The 22,414-nt window shown below is 63.9% G+C and carries 16 protein-coding genes; 6 read left to right on the forward strand and 10 right to left on the reverse strand.

Features of this window, described 5'->3' with window-relative positions; all coding sequences use genetic code 11:
* Positions 1-15 precede the first annotated feature (15 nt).
* The 3 genes from PW789_RS10130 to ppc all read left to right on the forward strand — a co-directional run bounded on the left by PW789_RS10130 (position 16) and on the right by ppc (position 3,610).
* Positions 16-180, forward strand: coding sequence for a Trm112 family protein (locus PW789_RS10130; RefSeq protein ID WP_299375313.1), 165 nt, complete (start codon positions 16-18; stop codon positions 178-180).
* A 192-nt stretch (positions 181-372) separates the two neighbouring features.
* Entirely contained in the window at positions 373-621 is a 249-nt protein-coding gene (locus PW789_RS10135) for a hypothetical protein (protein ID WP_299375316.1), read from the forward strand.
* 142 nt (positions 622-763) lie between these two features.
* Positions 764-3,610, forward strand: a complete 2,847-nt coding sequence (gene ppc, locus PW789_RS10140) for a phosphoenolpyruvate carboxylase (protein ID WP_299375319.1) — start codon at positions 764-766, stop codon at positions 3,608-3,610.
* Between the two features lie 78 nt (positions 3,611-3,688).
* Here ppc and PW789_RS10145 read toward each other — a convergent pair whose 3' ends face one another.
* The 3 genes from PW789_RS10145 to PW789_RS10155 form a co-directional block, all read right to left on the reverse strand.
* Complete coding sequence (locus PW789_RS10145) at positions 3,689-4,444, reverse strand: hypothetical protein (RefSeq protein WP_299375322.1); 756 nt, start codon at positions 4,442-4,444, stop codon at positions 3,689-3,691.
* A 721-nt stretch (positions 4,445-5,165) separates the two neighbouring features.
* Positions 5,166-8,690, reverse strand: coding sequence for a carboxypeptidase-like regulatory domain-containing protein (locus PW789_RS10150; RefSeq protein ID WP_299375325.1), 3,525 nt, complete (start codon positions 8,688-8,690; stop codon positions 5,166-5,168).
* A gap of 427 nt (positions 8,691-9,117) precedes the next feature.
* Positions 9,118-10,437 (reverse strand): MFS transporter, encoded by a 1,320-nt coding sequence (locus PW789_RS10155; RefSeq protein WP_299375328.1) that lies wholly within the window; start codon positions 10,435-10,437, stop codon positions 9,118-9,120.
* Between the two features lie 227 nt (positions 10,438-10,664).
* Between PW789_RS10155 and PW789_RS10160 the strand changes: the two genes are divergently transcribed.
* Genes PW789_RS10160 through PW789_RS10170 form a run of 3 tightly spaced genes read left to right on the forward strand, consistent with a single transcriptional unit; the run spans position 10,665 to position 13,415 of the window.
* Positions 10,665-11,384, forward strand: coding sequence for a hypothetical protein (locus PW789_RS10160; protein WP_299375330.1), 720 nt, complete (start codon positions 10,665-10,667; stop codon positions 11,382-11,384).
* Positions 11,365-12,006, forward strand: coding sequence for a class D sortase (locus PW789_RS10165; protein ID WP_299375333.1), 642 nt, complete (start codon positions 11,365-11,367; stop codon positions 12,004-12,006). The genes PW789_RS10160 and PW789_RS10165 overlap by 20 nt, the downstream gene beginning before the upstream one ends.
* A gap of 11 nt (positions 12,007-12,017) precedes the next feature.
* Positions 12,018-13,415 carry a hypothetical protein gene (locus tag PW789_RS10170; protein ID WP_299375337.1) on the forward strand — a complete coding sequence of 466 codons (1,398 nt, stop codon included), beginning with the start codon at positions 12,018-12,020 and terminating at the stop codon, positions 13,413-13,415.
* Here the strand turns inward: PW789_RS10170 and PW789_RS10175 are convergent.
* From PW789_RS10175 to PW789_RS10205, 7 genes are all read right to left on the reverse strand, one after another.
* Positions 13,387-13,851: a peroxiredoxin gene (locus PW789_RS10175; protein WP_299375339.1), complete on the reverse strand. Its 465-nt coding sequence runs from the start codon at positions 13,849-13,851 to the stop codon at positions 13,387-13,389. The genes PW789_RS10170 and PW789_RS10175 overlap by 29 nt on opposite strands.
* 288 nt (positions 13,852-14,139) lie before the next feature.
* Positions 14,140-15,147, reverse strand: a complete 1,008-nt coding sequence (fabD, locus tag PW789_RS10180) for an ACP S-malonyltransferase (RefSeq protein ID WP_299375341.1) — start codon at positions 15,145-15,147, stop codon at positions 14,140-14,142.
* A 77-nt stretch (positions 15,148-15,224) separates the two neighbouring features.
* Positions 15,225-16,415: a GGDEF domain-containing protein gene (locus PW789_RS10185; protein ID WP_299375344.1), complete on the reverse strand. Its 1,191-nt coding sequence runs from the start codon at positions 16,413-16,415 to the stop codon at positions 15,225-15,227.
* Between the two features lie 111 nt (positions 16,416-16,526).
* Complete coding sequence (locus PW789_RS10190) at positions 16,527-19,511, reverse strand: ligand-binding sensor domain-containing diguanylate cyclase (RefSeq protein ID WP_299375347.1); 2,985 nt, start codon at positions 19,509-19,511, stop codon at positions 16,527-16,529.
* A 284-nt stretch (positions 19,512-19,795) separates the two neighbouring features.
* Positions 19,796-20,041 (reverse strand): hypothetical protein, encoded by a 246-nt coding sequence (locus tag PW789_RS10195; RefSeq protein WP_299375350.1) that lies wholly within the window; start codon positions 20,039-20,041, stop codon positions 19,796-19,798.
* A 139-nt stretch (positions 20,042-20,180) separates the two neighbouring features.
* Positions 20,181-20,840, reverse strand: a complete 660-nt coding sequence (locus PW789_RS10200; RefSeq protein WP_299375353.1) for a DUF4230 domain-containing protein — start codon at positions 20,838-20,840, stop codon at positions 20,181-20,183.
* Positions 20,841-20,882: 42 nt separating this feature from the next.
* The gene (locus PW789_RS10205) at positions 20,883-22,274 is read right to left on the reverse strand and encodes a glycosyl hydrolase family 28 protein (RefSeq protein ID WP_299375356.1); all 1,392 of its coding nucleotides are present in this window, start codon (positions 22,272-22,274) and stop codon (positions 20,883-20,885) included.
* Positions 22,275-22,414: the final 140 nt, after the last annotated feature.

Below are 22,414 nucleotides of genomic sequence, written 5' to 3' on the forward strand. Positions count from 1 at the left end.
CTTAGCATAAGAAACATGGTTGAGCTGACGGAGATCTTTCGCGGGCTGCAGCAGGTCGTCTGCCCGGTGTGCCACAAGAGCCTGCGCGCCGCAGAGAATGCGGTCGTCTGCACGGGGTGCGCGCGGAGCTATCCCATCGTCGACGGCATTCCGGTGCTGCTGGAGAGCCGGGCGGAGTGATCCGCGCCGCTCTGCCGTTGCGACAGACTTCTGCCGCCGCTTCATGAACTTCTGCCGCTTTGGTGACGTATCTCTCTTCGAACGGATGGATTTGCAACGACGCGCAACCTGTGGGCCGCTGGTTCATCCAATAAGAGTGCAGACAAAGACACTGCACCAAGGGACGAGCGCCACGCGCGGAGAGGGGATGGCATGACCACGACGATACAGGCAGGAGTGGAGAAGTTTTCGCAGGCGGATCTTGCAGGTCTGCGTGAGGAGCTGCTGCGCGCCCCCCTGGATTCATGGCAGGTCGGCGATGTCATCAGCAACTACCTTTCGACGCGCGGCTACGGCGTCTCGTACCCCGAGGCGCGTGAGATGGTCTCGCGTATCGAGAGAACCGGCTACTCGCTCCAGAGCATGCAGGAAGCGCTGGAGAAGCTGGCCCGCGTGATGTAAGTCAGGGTTACCCGTTGCGGGAGACAGGCTGCCAGTGCGGAAACAAACCGCTGGCAGCCTGTCGTTGTTTAATGCGGCAAATCGTTTGCCGTGAGTTGGTGCTGCAAGCCAGCATTGCGCGTGGCGGTGCATAATCATAGAGATGCCGTCGCTCTGGACTCCCACAAACTGGCCGCAGCGCCTAGCCGAACTCCTCGCCCCAACCGGCGAGCTTAAAGAAGCGCCTCTGCGCCGCGATGTCCGTTCGCTCGGCATGCTGCTGGGCGAGGTGCTCAAGGAGCAGTCGGGCGACGAGCTGTACGACGCCGTCGAAAACCTGCGCCGCACCGCGATCGCCCGCCGCGAAGCCGACGCCACCGGCGATGTGGCTGCCGCAAACTCCACGCTGCAGCATGCCCTGCTGGCGGTTCACGGCTACGGCGACGACACCGCGCGCGCCTATCAGCTGGCCCGCGCCTTCAGCTTCTACTTCGAGCTGATCAATCTTGCAGAGACCAACCATCGCAAGCGCCGCCGCCGTTCGGCGCAGTTGAATGACGCCCCACCGCCGCGCGGCGATCTGCGCGGCACATTGCGCCGCCTGAAAGAGGCCGGCTTCGACGCCAAGCAGGCCGCAGAGCTGCTATCGCACGTGGTCATCACGCCGGTCTTCACGGCGCACCCCACCGAGGTCGCACGCCGCTCTGTGATGTTCAAGCGCCGCCGCATCTCCGACCTTCTCGAGAAGCTGGATCGCGTCGCCGTGCCCGAGGCCGAGCTGGAGTCGCTGGAAAGGGAGATCTCCGGCGAGATCACCGCGCTGTGGCAGACCGACGATGTGCGCAGCGCCCGCCCCATGGTGCGCGACGAGATTCGCATGGCCCTCGACTACTACGAGGCTTCGCTGTTCGACACGCTTCCGGTGCTCTACGCCGAGGTCGCCGCCGCGCTCGAAGCGGAGTACGACGAGCATGCCTCCCCCGCCGAGCTGCCCCTGCTGGTGCGCTTCGGTTCGTGGATCGGCGGCGACCGCGACGGCAACCCATTCGTCACCGCCGAGACCACGCGCGACGCCCTGGTGATGGCCAACAGCGTGTTGATGACGCACTATCGGCGCCGTTTGCAGAATGTCTTCGAGCAGCTGGGCAGCTCGACGCAGCAGGTCCCGGTCTCGGCCGAGTTGCAGGCACTGCTCAACGGTTACCTTACGCAGCTGCGCACCGCCGGACAGACGCATCTCGAGGAGCGCTTCCACTTCGAGTACCTGCGGCTGCTGATCGCCTGCATCATGATGCGCCTGGGCGCCTCGCCGCAGAGCTCCGTGCCGCTGCCGCCCAACCCGGCGCTCTCGCGCTACACTCGCGCGGCCGACCTGCTGAGCGACCTCACGGTGCTGCGCAACTCGCTGATGGAGAACAACGGCTCGCGGCTGGCGGAGATGCTGATCGACCCGCTGCTGCTGGAGGTCCGCACCTACGGCCTGCACCTGCAGACGCTGGATATTCGTCAGCACGCCCGCGTTCACGCAGCGGCAGTCGCAGAGATCGCCGGATGCACCGCGCACACCGACGGCCAGCTGCACCTGCCGCCAGCGCTCTCGCCGCAGACGATGGAGGTGCTTGACACCTTCCGCGCCATCGCCGCGCTCAAGAAGGAGTACCCGGCGGAGACGCTGCAGCAGTATGTCATCAGCGGCGCCACCAGCGCGGAGGACATCCTCAACGTTCTATGGCTCGCTCGCCTGGGCGGCGTTCAGGTGGAGTCCAGCGGTGAGGGCGACGACTACGATCCCGGCCTGCAGCCGGTGCCGCTCTTCGAATCGATCGAAGACCTGGAGAACGCTCCCGCCATCATGCGCAGCCTATGGTCTACCGAGGCCTATCAGCCGCTGCTCAAGTCATGGGGGCACCGGCAGGAGATCATGCTGGGCTACTCGGACTCGAATAAAGACGGCGGCATGATCACCAGCACCTGGCAGATCTGGAAGGCGCATCGCGAAGTCCATCGCGTGGCCGCCGAGTGCGGCATCAAGCTGCGCCTCTTCCACGGCCGCGGCGGCACGGTGGGACGCGGCGGCGGCCCGACGCATCGCGCTATCTTCGCGCAGCCCATGGACAGTTTCTCCGGCGAGCTTCGCCTCACGGAGCAGGGCGAGGTGCTCAACTGGAAGTACTCGGATGTGATCCTCGCCGAACGCAATCTTGAGCTGATGATCGCCGCCTCGCTGGACGCTATCGCGCGGCCTGACGCCGTGCTGCAGAAGAATCCTGCGGCGCCGCATCTGACCGGCGAGATCACGCCCGCGTGGGAGGCCGCGATGGAGAGCATCTCGGCCAGCTCCTACGCCTTCTACCGCGAACACATCATCGACGACCCGGAGACGTTCACCTACTTCGAGCAGGCGACGCCGGTCGCGGAGCTGGAGAATGCGCGCATCGGCTCGCGGCCGACCAAGCGCACGGGCAAAAAGTCGATGGCTGACCTCCGCGCCATTCCGTGGGTCTTCGGCTGGATGCAGTCGCGCCAGCTGGTGCCGGCATGGTTCGGCGTCGGACACGCGCTGGAAAAGTTTGTCAGCGAGACGCCGGACGGCCTGAAGCTGCTGCAGGAGATGACAAAGAGCTTCCCGCTCTTCGTCGACATCATCCGAAACGTGGAGATGGCGCTGGCCAAGTCAGACTTCGGCATTGCGAAGCTGTATGCCTCGCTGGTGGCGGATGAGGGGCTGCGCGAGCGCGTCTACACGATGCTGCGCTACGAGTTCGACCTGACGCAAAAGATGCTGCTCGCGGTGACGGGCCAGCAGAAGCTGCTGGAGACGAATCCTGTGCTCGAGCGCTCGATCCGCCTGCGTAATCCTTACGTCGATCCGATGAGCCTCATTCAGGTGGAGCTGATCCGCCGCAAGCGTGCCGTGGTCGCGGCGGGCGAAGAGGTTCCTGCTGAGCTGGACCGCGCCATCTCGGCGACGATCAACGGCATCAGCGCTGGTCTGCGCAATACAGGCTGATGCGGTTGCTGCGAAGACTGAAACAGGCGGGCCGCTTCTTCGGAAGCGGCCTCTGTTTTGCAGGAACGTTGTTTTCTTCTAGAAACCCTGGTCGGGGCGGAAGGCGGTCGCCTTGTTCTTCACAAATGTTACGGCGAAGGGCTTGCCTAAGTTCGCGTAGACGACGAGTCGGTTGCCGTAGTCGTTGGAGAGGCTCCTGGAGACCTGGCCGAGGGCCATCTGGGTCTGGCGCTCGCTCATGCCGAGGATGACCTGGTGGGAGTCGATCGCCTTCCAGACCTCGGGGCCCCAGTGCTTGTAGAGAGTGTGGGGGTCGTCGTAGAAGAAGATCTCGTCGAGGTAGAAGGTATAGAGATCGTCCTTGTGGAAGCCAACGGGGACGCCGTAGACCGTGCCGGGTGCGACGGAGTTGGGCAGGGAGAAGAGCATCAGCACCTGGCGGTCGCCGCCGGGGACGCGGTAGGTGGCGGCCTTGGGCGCGACCTGCTGGGTGAAGCCCTTGATGTCGAGCTTTTCGGCGCCGAGGAGCGTGCCGGCAACCTTGGTGTAGTCGACGCGCTTGCCGGTTGCGGGGTAGTACTCCATCTGCCCGCCGGCGGAGACCCAGAGCGGCTTGCCGATGAGCTCGTCGGTGTCGGCCATCTTGTCCTGGCGCTTGTGCTTGAGGAAGACGAGGTCGTCGTCAGGCATCTTCTCGCGGACCGGAGCCGGGGCCGATTTCTCGGGGGCGTTGCGCTCGCGGTAGATCATGCCAACCCGTACACCGATCACCGCGAGGAACAGGAGGGTTCCTCCGAATGCAGCCTTCTTGCCGTTCTCCATGCCTTCGTTCACCTCATCCAGGGTCGCTCTGACGCTAAACGATGGGTGCGGGAACGGACAAGCCGGGTACCCTCCCCCATCACAATTCCAGCAAAATCTTGATAAAGAAAGACTTATCGCTGGACCTTGCTAAAGTCTTCCATTGAAAGGATTTGCAGTCAAAGTATTGAAAGTAAAGATATTTATGGCAGAGGAAGTGTATCGGTACAGCCTGATTTCAGGTATCGGTTTCTATTTTACCGGATGGAAGGGAGCAAATAGGCACCTGTAACCTGCTGAATGGAATCAGCTTACAGGAGGATGGGGCTTGACAGGTATTTCGAGCCGGTTTTGCACCGAGGCCTGTGGAGAAGCGGTGGAAAACCTTGATGCTTCTGCCAGATAAGAGCGAGACGCAGCTCACACGGCGGCGCAGGTCGTGGTGGCAACGAGGATCAGGCAGGAGGACCGAAGCAGCATGTCGAGCTTTCCTCTGCAAAGGCTTTGTGGAGCATTGGACTTTGACGCCGGGTAAAGGTCAATCGCGAGCTGCTGGAGATACGGCAATTGCGCGGGCCGGGTTCCCGCAGCAGCCCGATGGCGGTGAGGTGGGGAGGGCCCGGCGCCAAAAAAAGCGGCCTGCGCTTAGCGGGCGCAGGCCGGAGGCAAGATTGATTCGCTGTGCGGAGTTGGGTTGCTCCGTCTTTTGAAGGTCCACCCGAGCGAAGGTCGAACTGGCTAGACGTTGAGCTGGTTAGAAGTTGATTTTGGCAGCGAACTGCATGAGGCGCTGGTTGCCGACGACGCTGGTGACGATGCCGAAGGTAGACGGTGTGGTGATGGTGGTGCCCGGCGTGCTGAGGGTGGGGTGGTTGGCGACGTTGAAGGATTCGGCGCGGAGGTTGAGGTTCATCTCCTTGTAGATGGGGAAGACGCGGAAGACCGAGGTGTCGAGGTTCCACAGCCGCTGGGTGCGCAGCATGTTGCGGCTGGAGTTGCCGTAGGTTCCCTGGGTGGGTGTGGCGAAGGCTGCGGTGTTGAACCACTTGCTGGCCGAGGGGCTGTCCAGCGTGGGGTTGCCGACGAGGTTGGCGCGCTCATAGGTGCTGCCGTTGCCGACGTTGGCGATGTCGCCTGCGGCGGTGATGGTGTAGGGCTGGCCGGAGCGTGCGGTGAAGATCACGTTGACCTGCCATCCGCCGAGGATGAAGTCTGCGGCACGGTTTCCGGTGTAGAAGCGCTTGCCCTTGCCGAAGGGCAGGTCGCCGTTGATGCCGACGGCGAGGATATGGGGGATGTCGTAGGCGGCGACGCTGCGGCTTCCGCGGAGGTCATAGCGGTTCTGCAGGCTGTTGCCTTCGACGCCGAACCAGCCGGACTGGCCTGAGTCCATGGCCTTGCTCCAGGTATAGGCGACGGTGTAGCCGAAGCCGTTGCGGAACTGGCGCAGCAGGGAGGCCTGCAGGCCGTTGTAGTTGGAGTTTCCGTTGGAGCTGTCCCAGCGATTGGGGACGGTGTAGGGGAAGGGCTGACCGGCGGTTCCGGCGGCGCGGCGAGCGGCGAAGGAGGCTCCGGGGCCGGGCTGGCCGATGTTGGTGTAGCCGCCGATGTCGGTGCGGTGGCCCTGCGATCCGACGTAGTTGAGGGAGAAGACGGTGTAATTGCCGAGCTGCTGTTCGAGGCCGAGGTTCCACTGCTCGGAGTAGGGGTTCTTGATGTTGGGATCGACGAAGTAGTTGACGTTGCTGGCGTCGAAGGGGGTGGCGGCGGGGACGGAGCCGGAGCTGGAGCCGAAGGGGTTCTGCGCGGAGGTGTAGTTGGTGCCAGCGGCGTTGGTGTTGTCGAGGGCGCGGGTGCCTACGTCAGGCCATGAACCCTGGAAGTTCTGCGGCAGCTGGATGATGGTGGACCAGTTGTCGTAGTTGATGCCGAAGCCGGCGCGGAGGGCGAGCTTGGAGTTGGCGCTGTAGGCGATGCCGAAGCGCGGGCCGATGTTGGTCTTGGTGCCGCGCATGATCTTGCGGTTGGGCGAGATGACGACGTTGGCGGGCAGGCTGGCCGAGGGCAGGCAGGGAGCGTGTCCGCGGATGGAGCAGAGCGGCGGAGCGACCTGGATGATGTACTTGCCGGTGGCGAAGTCGAAGTCTCCGGTCTCGATGGAGCCCTGCTGGCCGATGGTGGCGTCGGTGCCGTACTGCGGGGTGACGCCGCGGTCATAGCGCACGCCGATGTTGACGGTCAGCGTGGAGGTCATGCGGAAGGAGTCCTGCACGAAGGCGGAGGCGATGCCGCCGGGGCGCTCGGTGATGAGCACGTTGCGGAAGTTGAAGTTGGAGGGATAGTTCAGCAGATAGCTGGCGAGAGCGTTGCCGGACTGCGCGGACTGGCCGGAGGAGATGGTCGATCCGGGATTTCCGGTGAAGTTGCCGGTGGAGGCTCCGTTGAAGGTGATGGAGCCGTTGCGCTGGTACTGCTCGAAATTGGCCTGGTCCCAGCCGCCGCCCCAGCTGACCTGGTGACGTCCGAGGGTATGGATGACCTGTCCCTTCCACTCGTGGATGCTGGAGAGGTTCTTGGAGGGCGTGCTGCTCTCACCGCCGCTGAAGTAGCCGGTGAGGCCGAGGGTGGGGAAGAGTGAGACGCCACCGACATAGGTGGAGAAGGAGGGATCGACGCCATAGGTGCCGAGCAGGTCGGAGTTGGAGATGTCGAACAGGGTGGTGGTGTTGTATTCGACGTGGGTGCGGCCATACTGCACCTGCATGCTGGTGCGGGGTCCGAAGATGTGCAGCCAGCTGACGCCGTACTGCTGCGCCGGAAGGTCGGTGAGGGCCTTGAGGTGCGGGATGGCTCCGGGTGCGGTGGTGTTGAGCTGGAAGCCGCTGTAGCGGAAGAAGATGAAGTCCTTATCGCCGATGTGCTGATCGATGCGGCCGCTGTAGTTGTCGCTGGTCTGCCGCGTGGGTGTGGTGATCACGCCGTTGTACTGCGTGGGCGCGAAGCCGGGCACGGTGACGGGCGCAGAGAAGATCTTGTGGATGGTGGCGACGGCGCGCGCATCCATCTTGGAGACGGGGATCTGGTTGCCGGTGAAGGCCGGGCGGCTGGAGGCGGTGTTGGCGACGGTGGGGTCGTAGAGCTGGCAGCTGGCGGTGCTGGTGGCGGTCTTGTCGGCGCAGCCGGAGATGCCGGTGGTCGCGGTGCTGAAGTCGGCGACGCCGAGGTCCTGCGGTCCGCCCCAGGTGCTCTCGCCTAACTGCGCGGCGGTGGGCTGCAGGAAGTAGGTGCCGTTGCCTTTGCTGTAGCGTGTGCCCTCATAGGAGAGGAACAGGAAGGTCTTGTTGCGGCCGTCGTAGAGCTTGGGGATGCTGAGCGGACCGCCGAGGACGCCGCCGAACTGGTTCAGGTGATAGGCCGACAGGGCGGTGAAGCGCGGCTGCGCGTCGAAGGCGTTGTTGCGAATGTACTCAAAGAGGGTGCCGTGGTACTGGTTGGTGCCGGACTTGGTGGCCACGTTGACCACGCCGCCGGTGACCTGTCCGTACTGGGCGTCGTTGTGCGAGTTGACCTTGAACTCCTGGATGGAGTCGACGACGGGAGCGACTGCGTAGGTGTTGTACCAGGCGTTGTTGTCGTTCATGCCGTCGACGAGGTACAGGTTTGAGCGGTTGGGCTGGCCGTTGATCGACGGGAAGGAGAACGTCGATCCGGCGGTGACGGCGGTGTTGCCGCCGTTGGAGTTCTGGCCGACGCTGACCGGGGTGGCGCCAGGGGTGAGGGTGAGCAGCTGGGTGAAGTTGCGGCCGTTGAGCGGCAGGTCCTGCACCTTCTTCTGCTCCATGACGGTGCCGAGCTGCGAGGTGGAGCTTTCGATCTGCACGCCCTGGGCCTCGACCTCGACGGCGATCTTGACGTCGCCGGGCTTGAGTGTGGAGTTGAGGGCGACGACCTGGTCGACGGCGACGGTGAAGGCGTTGATCTGCTCGGTCTGGAAGGACGGGGAGGAGATGCGCAGGATGTAGGTGCCGGGCGAGACGCTGGGGAAGGCGTAGTTGCCGTCATCGTTGGTGAGGGTGCTTCGTTCGACAGAGGTGGCGGTGCTGCGCAGGGTCACGATCGCCTTGGGGACGCTGGCGCCGGTCTGATCACGGACGGTGCCGTTAACGGCGGCAGAGGATAGCTGGGCGAGTGCCGGAATGGAGAGGAAAGGACCGACGAGGAAAAGGAGTACGAGAAGAGCGGGGTACGGAAAAAAACGGGTGCGGATGGTGCTTGGCATGTGAGGCGCCTTTCCTCTGCAAACGGCAATATTCATGGATGAAAATCGCCCAACAGGGTAGGAGTGAGCCTCAAGGTCTGTCAACCACATATTTTGCTCATAAGAGAAATGTTTTATTCATGAATGCAAAAAATGACGCCGGCTGTCGGTAAACGGAGGGCTAAGGGATGTGGGGTGGGGAGATGGTGGCTGGGAGGCGTTCGTGGTCGAAAAGCAGATCCCTCCACTACGGCGCTGCGCGCCTCCGGTCGGGATGACAGTTTTGGAGGTGTGAGAGGTGCGGGGAGAGATGTTCTGGAGGTGCGGCGCCTGTCCGGGGAAAGGATTTTTGGTGATGTGGAATGCCTGCCCGGGGAAGATCCTGGCGGTGTGAAATGCCTGTCGGGGAAGATTCTGGCGGTGAGAAGTGGCTGCCGGGGAGGCGTCTTCAGTCGCGGGGTTCGGCGGTGGCGAGTTCTTGTTCGGCTGCGAGCAGGGACTCTGCGGTGAGCGCGTCGGCCCGGCGCAGGCGGGGGAAGATGATGGAGGCGGTGGCGGTGACGCAGAGGGAGGCGATGCCGCCGACGACGACGGCGGGGACGGCTCCCCACCAGCTGGCGGTGAGGCCGCTCTCGAACTCGCCGAATTCGTTGGAGGCGCCGACGAAGAGCCAGTTGACGGCGGAGACGCGGCCGCGCATCTCGGGCGGCGTGGCCAGCTGGAGCATCGACGAACGCACGACGACGGAGAACATGTCGGCGGCTCCGAGGATGAAGAGGGCGAGCAGGGACATCTGAAGATGTTTGGAGAGGCCGAAGATGATGGTGGCCGCGCCGTAGAGCGCGACGCACATGAGCATGGTCTTGCCGGCACGGCGCTTGATGGGCTTGACCACGAGCAGCAGAGAGACCAGCAGCGCGCCGACGGAGGGCATGGCGCGCAGCAGGCCGAGGCCGCGCGGACCGGCGTGCAGGATGTCGGTGGCGAAGATGGGCAGCAGGGCGACGGCTCCGCCCAGCATGACGGCGAAGAGATCGAGCGAGATGGAGCCGAGCAGCAGCTTGTTGGTCCAGACGTATTCGAGTCCGGCGAGCATGGTGCGCAGGTTGAAGACGGTGGGCTTCCGCTCGATGGGTGCGGGGCGGATCATGCTGATGAGTACGAGGAATCCGGCGAGCATGATGAGCGTGAAGATGTAGACGACAGGCGCGCCGCGAAGAACGCCGATCAGCGGAAGGGTGAAGAGCAGGCCGCCGACGGCGGGTCCGGACATGTTGGCGACCTGGAAGACGGTGGCTCCCCAGGTGACGGCGTTGACGAAGTGCTCCTTGGGAACGAGGGAAGGCAGCAGCGCGCTGGAGGCCGGGCCGGAGAAGGCGCGGCTGATGCCGATGCCGATGAGTACGGCGTAGATGGGCCAGACGCGGCCGTTGGCGATGGTCCAGGGCGTGAGCGAGAGCCAGAGGAGCACGCCGGTGCAGACGGCCTGCAGAGCGTAGCAGAGCAGGATGATGTTGCGGCGCTCGTAGAGGTCGGCGACGTGCCCGGCGGCGAGCATGCAGAAGACTCCGGGCAGAAAGAGGGCGAGGCCGGTGAGTCCGAGCTTCAGTGCGGAGTGGGTGATCTGGTAGACCTGCCAGGCGACGGCCACGGCCTGCGCCTCGGCCCCGAGGATGACCATAAGGCGCGCGCTCTGATAGAGGCGGAAGTTGCGGGAGCGGAATGCGTCGGTCGCCCGCAGGGGAATGGGACTGTCACCGTCAGCCATATCTCCTATGGTTTCATACTTTACCGCCGATGCAGACGCCGCAGGGCGCGGACAGGAGCCGGCACGCGGTTTATCTGTCGGACTTTGCCGGGCCTTTGCAGGGTTACCTTGGTTTGTTCGAAGGGGAAACCAAAGATTCGAGAGATTGAGTTGGTGCGGGCCGTTGCGGAGCGGAAGAGAGGCGTCGTAACAGACAGTGCAATTTCAAAGATTGAGGTCGTACTCCAATGATGATCTTCAAAACGTGGAAGGCTGTGTCTGTTGCGATGGTCGTGTTGCTGATGCCGGTGCGGCAGATGATGGCTGCCGGAAGCGATAAGGGATCTCCGTTCACGGTGACGGAGCAGACGGCGGTTCCTGGCGCGGTGCTGGCTCCGGGAGCGTATACGCTGCATGTGGTCAACCGGCTTGCGGATCGCGTGGTGCTGCGGATCGATGGTGGCGATGGCGCGGTGAACACGACGTTTCTCGGCGTGGAGAGCAAGAGCGTGATGCCGAAGTCCAGTGGCGGCGCGGTGCTGTGGAACAACGATGTGGGCGGCGAAAAATATATGAAGGGTTGGAGCTTCAGCGGCTCGCGACTGCCGGTGGAGTTTGTGTATCCCAAGGACGCTGCGGTGAAGATTGCGCAGGCCAATCCTGCGAAGGTGCCTGCGGTGGATCCGGCGTCGGAGGGCAAGCCCGCGGACAACACCATCTCGCAGAACGATATGCAGCTGCTGAACCTGTGGCTGCTGCACGTTGACCGCGTAGGCAGCGAGGGCGGCGGTGTGCAGGCGGAGCACTACATGGCCTCCGCCTCGCCGAAGCAGAGGCCGGTGGTGGCTGCGCTGCCGCATACGGCGAGCGGGATGCCGCTGCTGTGGCTGGCCGGTGTGCTGAGCATGCTGGCGGCGGGGCTGCTGCGGCTGACGCGCAGGACAGACGATGCTGCAGCGTCGGCTTGAGAGGTTGTTGTGGACTGGCGGCGCGCTCTGCCTGACGTACTGCGTGTGCGTGAGTGCGAGGGGAGTTGCGAGCCGCCGCGCTGCGGATCGAATGGTGCAGGCGGCGTCGGTCGCATCGGGGCCTGCAATGGAGACAGGGGCAACAACAACGGAGACAGGGCTCACGACGGAGACTGCGGCGAAGCCTGCATCGGAAGAAGACGAGGTGATCGGTCGCATCGATATTCCGGTGCTGAAGCTCTCGGCTCCGATTACGTCGGACGACGATCCTGAGAGTCTGCGGCGTGGCGTGGGGCACATTCGCGGCACGGCGATGCCGGGAGGTCTGGGCACGGCGGGGCTCGCGGGTCATCGCGATTCGTACTTCCGTCCGCTGCGGCATATCGCGGCGCAGACGCAGATCCTTCTCTCTGACAAAACAGGAACGTATCGCTACACTGTTGACTCAACCGAGATCGTGATGCCGGACAGGGTGGACGTGCTTGCGGTAACAGAGCGGCCGGGGTTGACGCTGGTGACCTGTTATCCGTTCGACTACATCGGGCCTGCTCCAAAGCGGTTCATCGTGCATGCGCATCTGCTCTCGGCTGTACCGGAGAGGGAGAGAGGGCCATCGCAATAAGGGGGAACAGCGTGCATTTTCAGGCAGTCGAAAGAGTTCCCGAGGGCGATGCGGAGCATGTGCTCGCGGTGCTGGAGCAGCAGTCGCGCCGTAGGGTTGCGGGTGGCGTGGAGCGCGAAGGCAGGCGTCTGATCCTCTCGGGCCTGGGGCCTTCGCCGCGCACGATCAACCTGCGCGACATGACGGTGATTGAGGTGCGCCCGGAAGAGGGTGGCACGATGATCGATGCGGAGGTCAGCTTCCAGGCATCGTCGCTGATGGCTCCACTGGGGCAGGAGGAGATCGTTCGCGGCAAGCTGCAGCGGATCTTCGGCGCGACGAAGGAGCAGCTTGAGGCAGAGCTGACGGAGAGCGGAGCGCAGAGGACGGTGCCGGTTGTGCCGCGGCGCGAGGTGGTCGCTCCGCCTGTGCGTGAGGTTGCTTCGCCTGCGCGTGAGTTTGAAGTGAAGCCTGCGGCGGCTGCTCCTGCTGAGAGACGCAGCGAGACACGGGCTGAAGTTGAGGCGGCGGTGAGTGAGGCTGCGCAGGCGCCTCTTCCTGTAGCGAGTCCTGTAGCGAAGGATCTTCCTGCAGCGAAGAACGGGGAAGCGGAGAAGAGTGCAGCTGCTGTGGCGAGTGTGCTGTTGCCAGTGCAGGAAGTGCAGGAGTCGTTGCCAGCGCAAGAGTCGCAGGCTGCGCAAGAATCGAAGACAGAAGCGGGAGCGGCAGCGGCCGAAGCGCAGACTGAAGCTGTGGCGCAGGCGCAGGCGCAGGCTACGGTAGAGGATGATCCGGCGGAGCCGAATCGTCCGTGGCTGCGCTGGGTGGTGGCGGCCGGTCTTGTGCTGGCGGCAGCGCCGTTTGTGTGGCGAGCTGTGCAGCCGAAGCAGGCCGCCCCGGTGATCCAGCTGGAGAAGGCGCAGGTTGCGAAGCCCGTGCCTCCGCCGGTCGATGCCGGGCCGGAGGGCGCGCTGCGGCAGTGGGAGCTGGCGATGCGCTCGAGCGATGCGGCGAGCCAGGTGGCCTACTATGCCGTGCCGGTCGAGCAGTACATGTGGAAGCACAACGTCAGCCGCCACGATCTTGAGGTGTTGAAGCAGGCGGAGATTGCGAAGCGGCGCGGCCTGTGGACGGAGAAGATGGAGAACGTCAAGGTGGATCGCAAGGGTGACATTGCGAACATCTCGCTGTTGAAGCATGTGATGGAGCAGCCGCAGGGAGGCCATGTGCGCGAGCGCTGGATTCCGTCGCGACTGACGCTGAAGCGTTCGATGGGGATCTGGTGGATCACGTCGGAGCACGACATCTATCCGAAGAAGATCGACGATGCGGCTGGGACGGACGGCGGCGGTCAGCAGCCGTCGGGCGAGCGGCCTGCGCCGCCCGCTGTTGCGGCGACGGCTACGCCTTCTGCTGCTTCAACAAACTGAGGACCTCTTCGGCGTGGCCTTCGGGCTTCACGTCTTCGAAGACGTGGATGAGCTTCTGGTCGGGTCCGATGAGATAGGTGGTGCGCTTGACGCCCTTGACCAGCTTGCCGTACATGTTCTTCGGCTTGATGAGGTCGTAGCGGTTGATGAGCTCCATCTGGTCGTCGGCGAGCAGGTCGTAGGGCAGGTCGTACTTGGTCTGGAATTTTTTCTGCGCGGCGACGGTGTCGCGCGAGATGCCGAGGACGACGATGCCTTCCTTCTTGAATTTGGTGAAGGCGTCGCGGAAGCCGCAGGACTCGATGGTGCAGCCGGGGGTGTCGGCGCGGGGATAGAAGAAGAGAACGACGGGCGAGCCTTTGAAGCCGGAGAGAGAGACGTCCTTGCCGTCCTGGTTCTTGAGGGTGAAGTCTTCTACGAGGTCGCCGGGATTCATGGGTGCTGTTCTCCTGTACTGCCTATGATACGCGGGCAGCAGATTGTGAATTTGAGTTCAATCGCGGGCGGTCTTTACGTTGAAAGCGGCTCGGAAGTGTGCCCGGACAGCAGTGGTCGAAAAGCAGATCTCTCCACTACGGCGCTACGCGCCTCCGGTCGGGATGACAGGCCGGGGGAGGGGGAAGGGACGGACTAAGATGGCGATACGCGGAGATGGCGATACGCGGGCATACACAGCAAAGCCCCGGAGCAGATGGTTCTGTCCGGGGCTTCGATGCTGCTGCGGTTATGCGCTTACAGGGTGGTGCAGGGTCTCGAGCGCCTTCTCCATTGAGGCCACATCGTCGATGTGTGCGGCGGGGAGGGTGGAGTCCTTGCCGAGGATCTGGCGGTTGAGGCCGGTGAGGACCTTGCCGGGGCCGACCTCGAAGAGGTGGGTGGCTCCCTGGGCGACGAGGAGGTTGACGCACTCGACCCAGCGGACGGTTCCGGTGACCTGGCGGACGAGGCAGTCGCGTGCGGTGTCGCCGCGATGGACGAGCAGGGCGTCGACGTTCGATGCCACGGGGATCGTGGGGTCGTTGAAGGCGATGGCGTGAAAGTCCTGCGCGAGGCGATCCTGTGCGGGCTGCATCAGCGGGCAGTGGAAGGGTGCGCTGACGTGCAGCATCACGGTCTTCTTGGCGCCTGCCTCTTTGCAGAGAGCGGCGGCGCGTTCGACGGCCTCTTTGGAGCCGGAGATGGCGACCTGCGCGGGCGAGTTGTAGTTGGCCGGGGCGACGATGGCGGAGTTGGGATTGAACTCCCTGGCGGCGGGGTCGGTGGGCAGCGGCGTCATCTGGTCGGAGACCTGGGCGCAGATCTCGCTGATGAGCGCGGCGTCGAGTCCGAGGATGGCAGCCATGCCGCCTTCGCCTTCGGGGATGGCCTCCTGCATGTAACGGCCGCGGTTACGCACTGTGCGGACGGCATCGGCGAAGCTGAGCGTGCCTGCGGCGACGTGCGCGGAGTACTCGCCGAGCGAGTGTCCGGCGGCGAAGGCGGGCGTGATGCCCTGCGCGGCGAGGACGCGCGCAACGGCGACGGAGACGGTGAGGATGGAGGGCTGGGTGTGCTCGGTGAGCTTGAGCTGGTCCTCGGGGCCCTCGAAGATGAGCCTGGTCATGGAGAAGCCGAGCGCCTCGTCGGCCTCTTCGAACGTCTGGCGGGCGATGGCGTGGGTGTCGTAGAAGCTGCGACCCATGCCTACGCTCTGCGAGCCTTGTCCGGGGAAGAGAAATACTGGTTTATTCATCGCTATCCAGTTTAGATGACGGAAAGGCCGCGTGGGAAAGCCGGGGGGCGGAGCGAAAATCGCGCCCCCGGCTGCGATCAGTGAGCGGGGAACGGGGTGAAGGGGTGGAAGCGGACGCGGCTACGGCCCTCATTCTTTGCCTGATAGAGGGCGGTGTCGGCGCGTTGGAGAAGAGATTCGATGGAGTCGCCGCGCTCGGACTGGGCGACGCCGATGCTGAGCGAGAGGGGGGCGCCGTGGGCCTGGGGGGCTTCGCTGACCTTGTGGCAGATGCGTTCGGCGATGGCGATGGCCTGCTCTCGTTCGGTGGAGGGCATGATGATCATGAGCTCGTCGCCGCCGTGCCTGCCGAACTCGTCGTAGGGGCGGACGTGGGCGGCGATGAGGGAGGCGACGGAGCGGATGGCGTCGTCGCCGGCGGCGTGCCCCCAGCGGTCGTTGATGGTTTTGAAGTTGTCGATGTCGATGATGGCGACGGAGACGCTGGCGCGCTGGCGCAGGGCGCGGTTGAGCTCGCGGCCGAGCATCTGGTCGAGCGCGCGGCGGTTGAGCTTGCCGGTCAGCGGATCGGAGAGGGACTCCTTCTCCAGCGCGTGCAGGATGCGCTGCACGACGAGGAAGATCAGGAAGAAGCCTAGGAGCGAGGAGAAGAGGATATTGGCGAGCAGGAAGACGATCTCGACGCGGGCGAGGCCAAAGATGGTGAGGATGCCGTTGTGGCTGAGGATCTGCCGGACGAACTGGTTTGGCGCGTAGAGGGTGAAGGCGGTCATGACGATGGCGAAGGCGCGCACCAGCCTGTTGTGCTTGGCATGGCGAAAGAGCAGTCTTGCCATCGCGCAGCGAATCGAGAAGAAAAAGAGGCAATAGACGATGGGGTTGCAGAATCCCCATGGAGGGTAGAGGAGAAAGGACCCGGCGAGCAGTATAGTGAGTGCCACGCCAGCCCAGGTGAGGAGGCGGGATCGGCGGCCGACCTCGTTGAATAACTCCTGCAGGCCGAAGTATTCGAGAGCAGAGCCAACGGTTACGAGAGCATCAGCGAGAGAGCAGAATGCAGCGATGTGCGAGAAGTCGCATGCGGAGTAGCAGATCTGCGCGAGCATGATGCAGAGATATGCCGCGGCAAAGGTTTTTGTGCCGCGAATCGTGCGGTAGAGCTTTGCGGCCAGAAGAAAGATGCAGACAAAGAAGGTGGAGAGAATGGCCTGACTGGTGATCAGGCTGGACGAATCGAGAAGTTGCCGCATACCCACGACCTGTCCCATGCAGCGGATCGAGCTGCGGGAACGCCATCATTGTGCGAGCCCCAACCTCTGCATGGACCACAGTTTGTAACAAACGGAAGTATCTGTCCAATGAGTTTTATCGGCGAAGACTCAGAGCCTGAACTGCTTGTCAAGGCTGCTGCCGGCCTCTTCGACGTAGAAGATGACGCGGTCGCGGCCGCCGCCCTTGGCCTGGTAGAGGGCCTCGTCGGCGCAGCGGATGAGGTCTTCGACCGTCGCCATCGTGGGATCGAGCCAGGCCACGCCGAAGCTCGAGGTGACACCGATGGCGCGTTCCTCGTAGACGAAGGCCTCGCTGGTGAAGGAATGTTGCAGCTGGCTCAGCCGCGCGTGGGGGTCCTGGAAGGGAAGGCCGGGAAGCACGATCAGAAACTCCTCGCCGCCGTATCGCCCGATGAAGTCGTAGGGCCGCACGCTTTCGAGCATGCGCTGCGCGGCCTGGCGCAGCACGGCATCGCCGGCGAGGTGGCCATGGGTATCGTTGATCTGTTTGAAGTGGTCGACGTCAGCCAGCACGACGGCGAGAGGAGCGTTGGAGCGGCGGGCGCGTTCGATCTCGCGGCGCAGCACGTTGAGGATCTCGGAGCGGTTGTAAATGCCGGTCAGCGAGTCTCGCGTGGCCTGTTGCCGCAGCTCTTCGCGGGTGGCGAGCAGCTCTGCCTTCTCTGCCTCGAGCTCGCGGGTCCGCTGCGCGATCAGGTGCCGCAGCATGCGCTGCCGCTTGATCAGTGTGCGCTGCCTCCAGTTCCAGATAAAGACCACGCCGGCGAAGGAGGCGATGCTGAGCAGAAGGTAGAACGACCGGCTGCGCCACCAGGGCGGGCGGACGATGAAGCGGAGAGAGGTAACGGGCGACTGCCACTGGCGATCCGGATCGATGGCCTGCAGCTCGAAGCGATAGCTGCCGGGGGGCAGGGCGGCGTAGTGCAGACGGTGCGCCGCGGTCTCACCCCAGGTCTCTTCGAGGCCGTTGAGCTTGTAGCGGAAGTGGAGGGCGGAGTCGCGGGCAAGGTTGTGCGAGGTGAAGCTGACGTCGAAGGGACCGTCTTCCCAGCGCAGCGCCGTTCTTTGATCCAGCTCCAGCGTCCTGCCGGCGATGCTCGCCGAGGTGATGGTGACGTCGAGCGGTACGGCGCTGAAGAAGCGTTTGGGCAGAGAGGCGTGGACCGCTCCGCCATTGACGCCGAACCAGACGGAGCCGTCGTTGTCGGCGAAGAAGGAGCCCTCGTCCGTATCGTTGGAGATGAGGCCGTCGCGCTGCGTGAGAAGCCGCCAGGTCTTGCCGTCGTAGAGGTTCATGCCCTGGTCGGTGCCGATCCAGAGATATCCCCGCTTATCGAAGCGCACGATCTGGACGACGTTGGAGACCAGGGTCGGCATGGCGACCGACTCGATGAGCTGGGCCTCGCTACCGGTGATGCGGAGGTGCAACAGTGCGGGGATGCCACCGCCGATCCACAGCGTGCCGTCTGCGGCGGCGGCGAGGTTGCGCAGCTGCCCGCGTGTCGCTGCGGGGTCGAGCGGGATGATGTTGAAGTGGCCGGTGCTGTTGGTGTAGTGGTACAGGTGCTGGTCGGCGAGGAACCAGAGATCGTGATCGGGCGTCTCGGCGGCGTCGGCGAAGGCGTCGGTCGAGAGGGGGCTGTCGGGGATGGCCTCGATGACAGGATCTGCTGCGGTGGGGTCGCGGACGACGAAGAGGCCGTTGCGGCTCATCAGCCAGAGGCGGCCCTCGAAGTCGGCGAAGGAGCGGATGAGCGGGGGCAGATGGGAGCGGAAGGTGATCTGCTGCGCCTGGGGATCGGTGCGCACGAGTTCGCCGTCGATGCGCGAGAACCAGAGCGAGCCGTCGCTGCTCTCGTTGATGCCGACGCCGTGGGGGAAGGGATGCGCGGCGAAGGCCGGTGGCGGGCTGATGCGATGCGTTGTCTGGTCGAGCAGGCCGACCTGGTACTGATCGGAGATCCAGAGATGGCTGCGGCTGTCGCGGAAGATGGGCCATGCCACGTCGTCGCCGAGGCCCTGCGCGGAGGTCCAGTTCTCGATGACGCCGTAGCCGAGCCAGCGGTAGATGCCGTGGCCGCGCGTGGCGAACCAGTGGTGGCCGGTGTGGTCGATCAGGATGGTGCTGATGTCGTTGAGGGAGACGCCGTTGTTCTTGTCGTAGGTGCGCCAGGCGTTGTTCTTCCAGACGGCGACGCCGCGATTGATCTGGGTGAAGAGATCGCCTTCGGGATCCTGCGCGAAGGAGAGGATGCCGGAGCCGTGATAGGGCGTCGTGCCGTCGGGAATATCGCGCAGCATGAACTTCTGCTCGCCCTTCAGCATCACGACGATGTGCTGCTCGCCGCGTGCCCAGAGCGTGCCCTGGCGGTCGATGAAGAGGCGCAGCCAGTTGTCGTCAACGGGAAGCTGCTGGCCGGAGGAGAAGAACTCAACCTCGGGGTGCTGTGCGGTCTCGAGCGGATAACGCAGGCGGCAGATGCTGGCGCCACAGCCCATCCACAGCGTGTTGTCCGCGAAGAGGATGCTGTGGATCTTTCCCAGCTCAGGATGCGCGACGAGGTTCTGCGCGTCGAAGAACGGAGCCGCCGTCCAGCCGGAGCCTGTATCGGTCAGCAGGCGGACGCCGCCGCGGATCAGCACCAGCAGGTGCGTCCGGTTCAGCGCGGCGACGGTCTGGCCTTCGGTAAAGTGGGCGTCGCTGTCGCCCAGCGGAACGGAGGTGGCGCGCTGCCCGTTGAAGAGGTAGAGGTGATTGTTGGTGGTGATCCAGATGCGCTCGAAGTCGTCTTTGTAGAGTCCGGGCGTCAGTTGTTCGCCCAGTCCCTGCTGCTCGCCGAAGCGCTGGAAGGAGGAGCCGTCGTAGCGGAAGAGGCCGTTTTCGGTGCCCATCCAGAGCGAGCCGTCGGCGTCTTCGACCATGCTGAAGACGTCGAGGTTGCGGAGGCCGTCGTCCTGCCCATAGTGGCGGAAGGTAAACTGCTGGGCGTGCGAGCAGATGGCCTGCACGAGCAACAGGAGGGAGACGTGCAGCATGAGCCGACGGCGCTGGATGCCCCGCAGAATGGACAACCTCTGCTTCCGTCTTCTGATCGCTCTTTGAAGTGCAGGAGTCAAGCTCCGAAGTGCAGGAGTCAAGCCCTTGACCTGAGAGTCTGTGGCAGCGGAACTGTTCAATGAACTTCACCTGGGCTAGACTCTTCGTCCGGGTCACAGGTGCAGCTCTGTACAGAACCGGCGCGAAGGAAAGTCTCTCGTTCTCGGAGATTAGATGGCAAATCGCTTCACTATGGCTGTAAGCGCAGCTTCGTATCCTGCGCCTGCTCTTCCAAAGTCATTCATTTCATGACAGAAGCTTAGATGCCGATTCCGAAGTCCACGTCCTGCTCATCGCCGGAGTGCGAATAGAAATCGTATGGCGTGCGGCGGTTGAACTTGTAACGCTGGCGCAGCTCACGACCGACGAACAGGCCGAGGGCCACAGCGCCAAGACCGGCCGAGATCCAGCCAAGGGTCTTGATGAGAGCCGACTCTCCCTGCGTCTCCGGGAAGGGGAGAACGTTGGACGGAGTTGCGGAATCGTCTTTGCCAGCGGACGTCATGCTAAGGATGATAGCGCAGGTTGGGGATGTCTGGCAGGTTCCACAGGGGATGCCGCCTCATGGAAGGTACATCCTGTACCAATACGGATCGCCGCACAGGGGCGTGTCGACTGCCGATTCCTCCCCAGATCCGCCCAGATTAATTGACGTCAACCTGCTGGAAACCGAGGCTGTAGAGCAGCGTGGTCACGGAGGCGCGCGCGTTCTTGGTGGCGGCATCGAGGATGCCGTCCTTCAGCGCCGTCTGCTGCAGCTGCTGCTCGGCGCGGGCGCGGGTCTCGGACTCCAGATTCTGGTCGACTGGCACCAGCAGCCCCGTCGAGCGTGCATAGACGCGGGTGTGCTGGTTGTCGAGCGTGGTGGAGAACAGCTGCGATGCGGGCAGAGTGACGCGGATGGAGCGATTGCCATTGTCCTGCTTGGTGATGCGCACATCCTCCGGCTTGAGCTGGCCGAGGTCGATGCCCGCGATGGACTGGCCGTGCACGACCAGCAGGATGCGGTCGCCGGCCAGCAGATCGGGCAGCACCGTGCTCGAACGCGAGCCTTCGATGATGGTGTCCAGCGAATAGACGACCGTCTCCAGGCGGCTGAGTTTCTGGATGCGCTGCACGACGATCGGCACCGAGGGCTCGATGGTCGTCTGCCGTCCGACGATGCGTTCGGCCAGAGTGGCCATGACGCCGGTAGTGGCGTGGCGCAGGAAGAGGGCAAGCACGGCTCCGCCCATCATCAAGGCAAGAATGAGGGCAACGAAGATTCCCAGGCCGCTGCCGCTGGACTTGTATTGCGTCGTCATAGTTGCTTGGATGCTATTTCAACGGCGACGAAAACGCATCATTTAGTGCAGCTTGTAGGGTGTGGCTGGTTCCGGAACGGGATCGGGCGTCTTCGGCGGGTCGATATGAGCTGCTGCTTCGAGCCCTGTGCCGGTCACACCGGCGATACTCACAAGCGGCCCTTCGTATCCGGTGACCCTGATTCCGCGCAGCACGGCGTTCTTTACGTTCGCCAGCGAGATGCCCCTGCGGCAGGTGCCGGTGACGTCGGAGAGCGTGAAGCCCTGCAGCGGCTTGTCCGGGTGGATGGAGGTGCCGTCGACCAGTACCGGCACATCGTCGACGTGGATGTTCATAAAGCGGAAGTTGCGGATGGTTGGGATGCCCTCACGGCCGGGGACGGGGTCGGCGTCCTGGATGCCGGAGTTGAGGATGTTGAGCCTCAGGAAGCCGCCCACCGTTCCCTTGACGTCGAGATTGGTGGCGACGATGTCTTCGATAAACGCACCGCGGCCGGGACGGCTCTTGATGTAGAAGGCAAAGGTCTTCGCGCCGGTGAACCTGCAGTTGTCGATGCGGACGTTGCGGATGCCGCCGGAGGTCTCGGAGCCGATGCCGATGCAGGCGAAGATGGAGTCGGCGAAGGTGCAGTTGGTGATGGTGACGTCTTCGGTGGTGTTGAGCTGCCGGTAGCCCTCCTCGCCGCGGCCTGACTTCAGCGAGATGCAGTCGTCGCCGGTGGCGATGTCGCAGCCGTCGATGCGGACGTGCTGGCAGGAGTCGATGTCGATGCCGTCGCCGTTGCCGCCGGTGGAGCGGATGGTGAGATTTTTGATGGTGATGTTTTTGCAGCAGGTGGGATGCAGCGACCACATCAGGTGGTAGCTGCTGGAGAAGTCCTCGAAGCGCAGATTCGCGCAGTTGATGGGCTCGATGAGCGCGGGATGACGCAGCGGACTATCGGGCTTCGGCCTGCCGCCGAGGGCGTTGTTGCCGACGATTCTGCCGGGGCCGACGATGCCGGTGTCGGTCGCGTCATTGGCGTAGATCAAGGCGGAGTGGCCCTGGATCCACTTGCCCTCCCAACGGACCTGGGCGACGGGGTAGTCGGCGAAGTCGGGCGTGCCGGTGAGGGTGGCGTCCTTGTCGAGCCGCAGAAGGACGTGCGAGCGCAGCTGGATGGCCCCGGTGAGATAGTTCCCGGCAGGAAACAGCACCTCGCCCCCACCGAGGACGCCGCAACGGTCGATGGCCTGCTGCAGAGCGACGGTGTCGCGGGTGGTGCCGTCGCCGGTGGCGCCGTAGTCGCGGACGTTGAGCATCATCCTGGGGCGAGCGGGACGCCTGGCCGTGTGAGGCGCAGCCGTCTGCTGCGCGGGGGAGATCCTGCCGAGCACCGGCGCGGCGACGAGGGTTTTGAGAAGGTTACGGCGGACGAGCGACGTCGGCTTCATGGTTCTCCTGAGCGGGACCGGGGAATCTGTTCCGCAGGGGAGAGTATCAGGAACGACATTGGTTGGACCACCGGCACACTTGTTCCGGCTGGAAGATGGCGGAAAAAACGAAAAGAGCCAGCAATGGGGATGCTGGCTCT

Source organism: Edaphobacter sp. (assembly GCF_028283685.1).
Taxonomy (GTDB): domain Bacteria; phylum Acidobacteriota; class Terriglobia; order Terriglobales; family Acidobacteriaceae; genus Edaphobacter.

Bases quoted from the DNA above. Each gene is read 5' to 3' on its own strand.
- PW789_RS10195 (WP_299375350.1), bottom strand. From the start codon at position 20,041: ATGACGTCCGCTGGCAAAGACGATTCCGCAACTCCGTCCAACGTTCTC.
- PW789_RS10200 (WP_299375353.1), bottom strand. From the start codon at position 20,840: ATGACGACGCAATACAAGTCCAGCGGCAGCGGCCTGGGAATCTTCGTT.
- PW789_RS10155 (WP_299375328.1), bottom strand. From the start codon at position 10,437: ATGGCTGACGGTGACAGTCCCATTCCCCTGCGGGCGACCGACGCATTC.
- PW789_RS10175 (WP_299375339.1), bottom strand. From the start codon at position 13,851: ATGAATCCCGGCGACCTCGTAGAAGACTTCACCCTCAAGAACCAGGAC.
- PW789_RS10205 (WP_299375356.1), bottom strand. From the start codon at position 22,274: ATGAAGCCGACGTCGCTCGTCCGCCGTAACCTTCTCAAAACCCTCGTC.
- fabD (WP_299375341.1), bottom strand. From the start codon at position 15,147: ATGAATAAACCAGTATTTCTCTTCCCCGGACAAGGCTCGCAGAGCGTA.
- ppc (WP_299375319.1), top strand. From the start codon at position 764: ATGCCGTCGCTCTGGACTCCCACAAACTGGCCGCAGCGCCTAGCCGAA.
- PW789_RS10150 (WP_299375325.1), bottom strand. From the start codon at position 8,690: ATGCCAAGCACCATCCGCACCCGTTTTTTTCCGTACCCCGCTCTTCTC.
- PW789_RS10135 (WP_299375316.1), top strand. From the start codon at position 373: ATGACCACGACGATACAGGCAGGAGTGGAGAAGTTTTCGCAGGCGGAT.
- PW789_RS10130 (WP_299375313.1), top strand. From the start codon at position 16: ATGGTTGAGCTGACGGAGATCTTTCGCGGGCTGCAGCAGGTCGTCTGC.
- PW789_RS10165 (WP_299375333.1), top strand. From the start codon at position 11,365: ATGCTGCAGCGTCGGCTTGAGAGGTTGTTGTGGACTGGCGGCGCGCTC.
- PW789_RS10160 (WP_299375330.1), top strand. From the start codon at position 10,665: ATGATGATCTTCAAAACGTGGAAGGCTGTGTCTGTTGCGATGGTCGTG.
- PW789_RS10185 (WP_299375344.1), bottom strand. From the start codon at position 16,415: ATGGGACAGGTCGTGGGTATGCGGCAACTTCTCGATTCGTCCAGCCTG.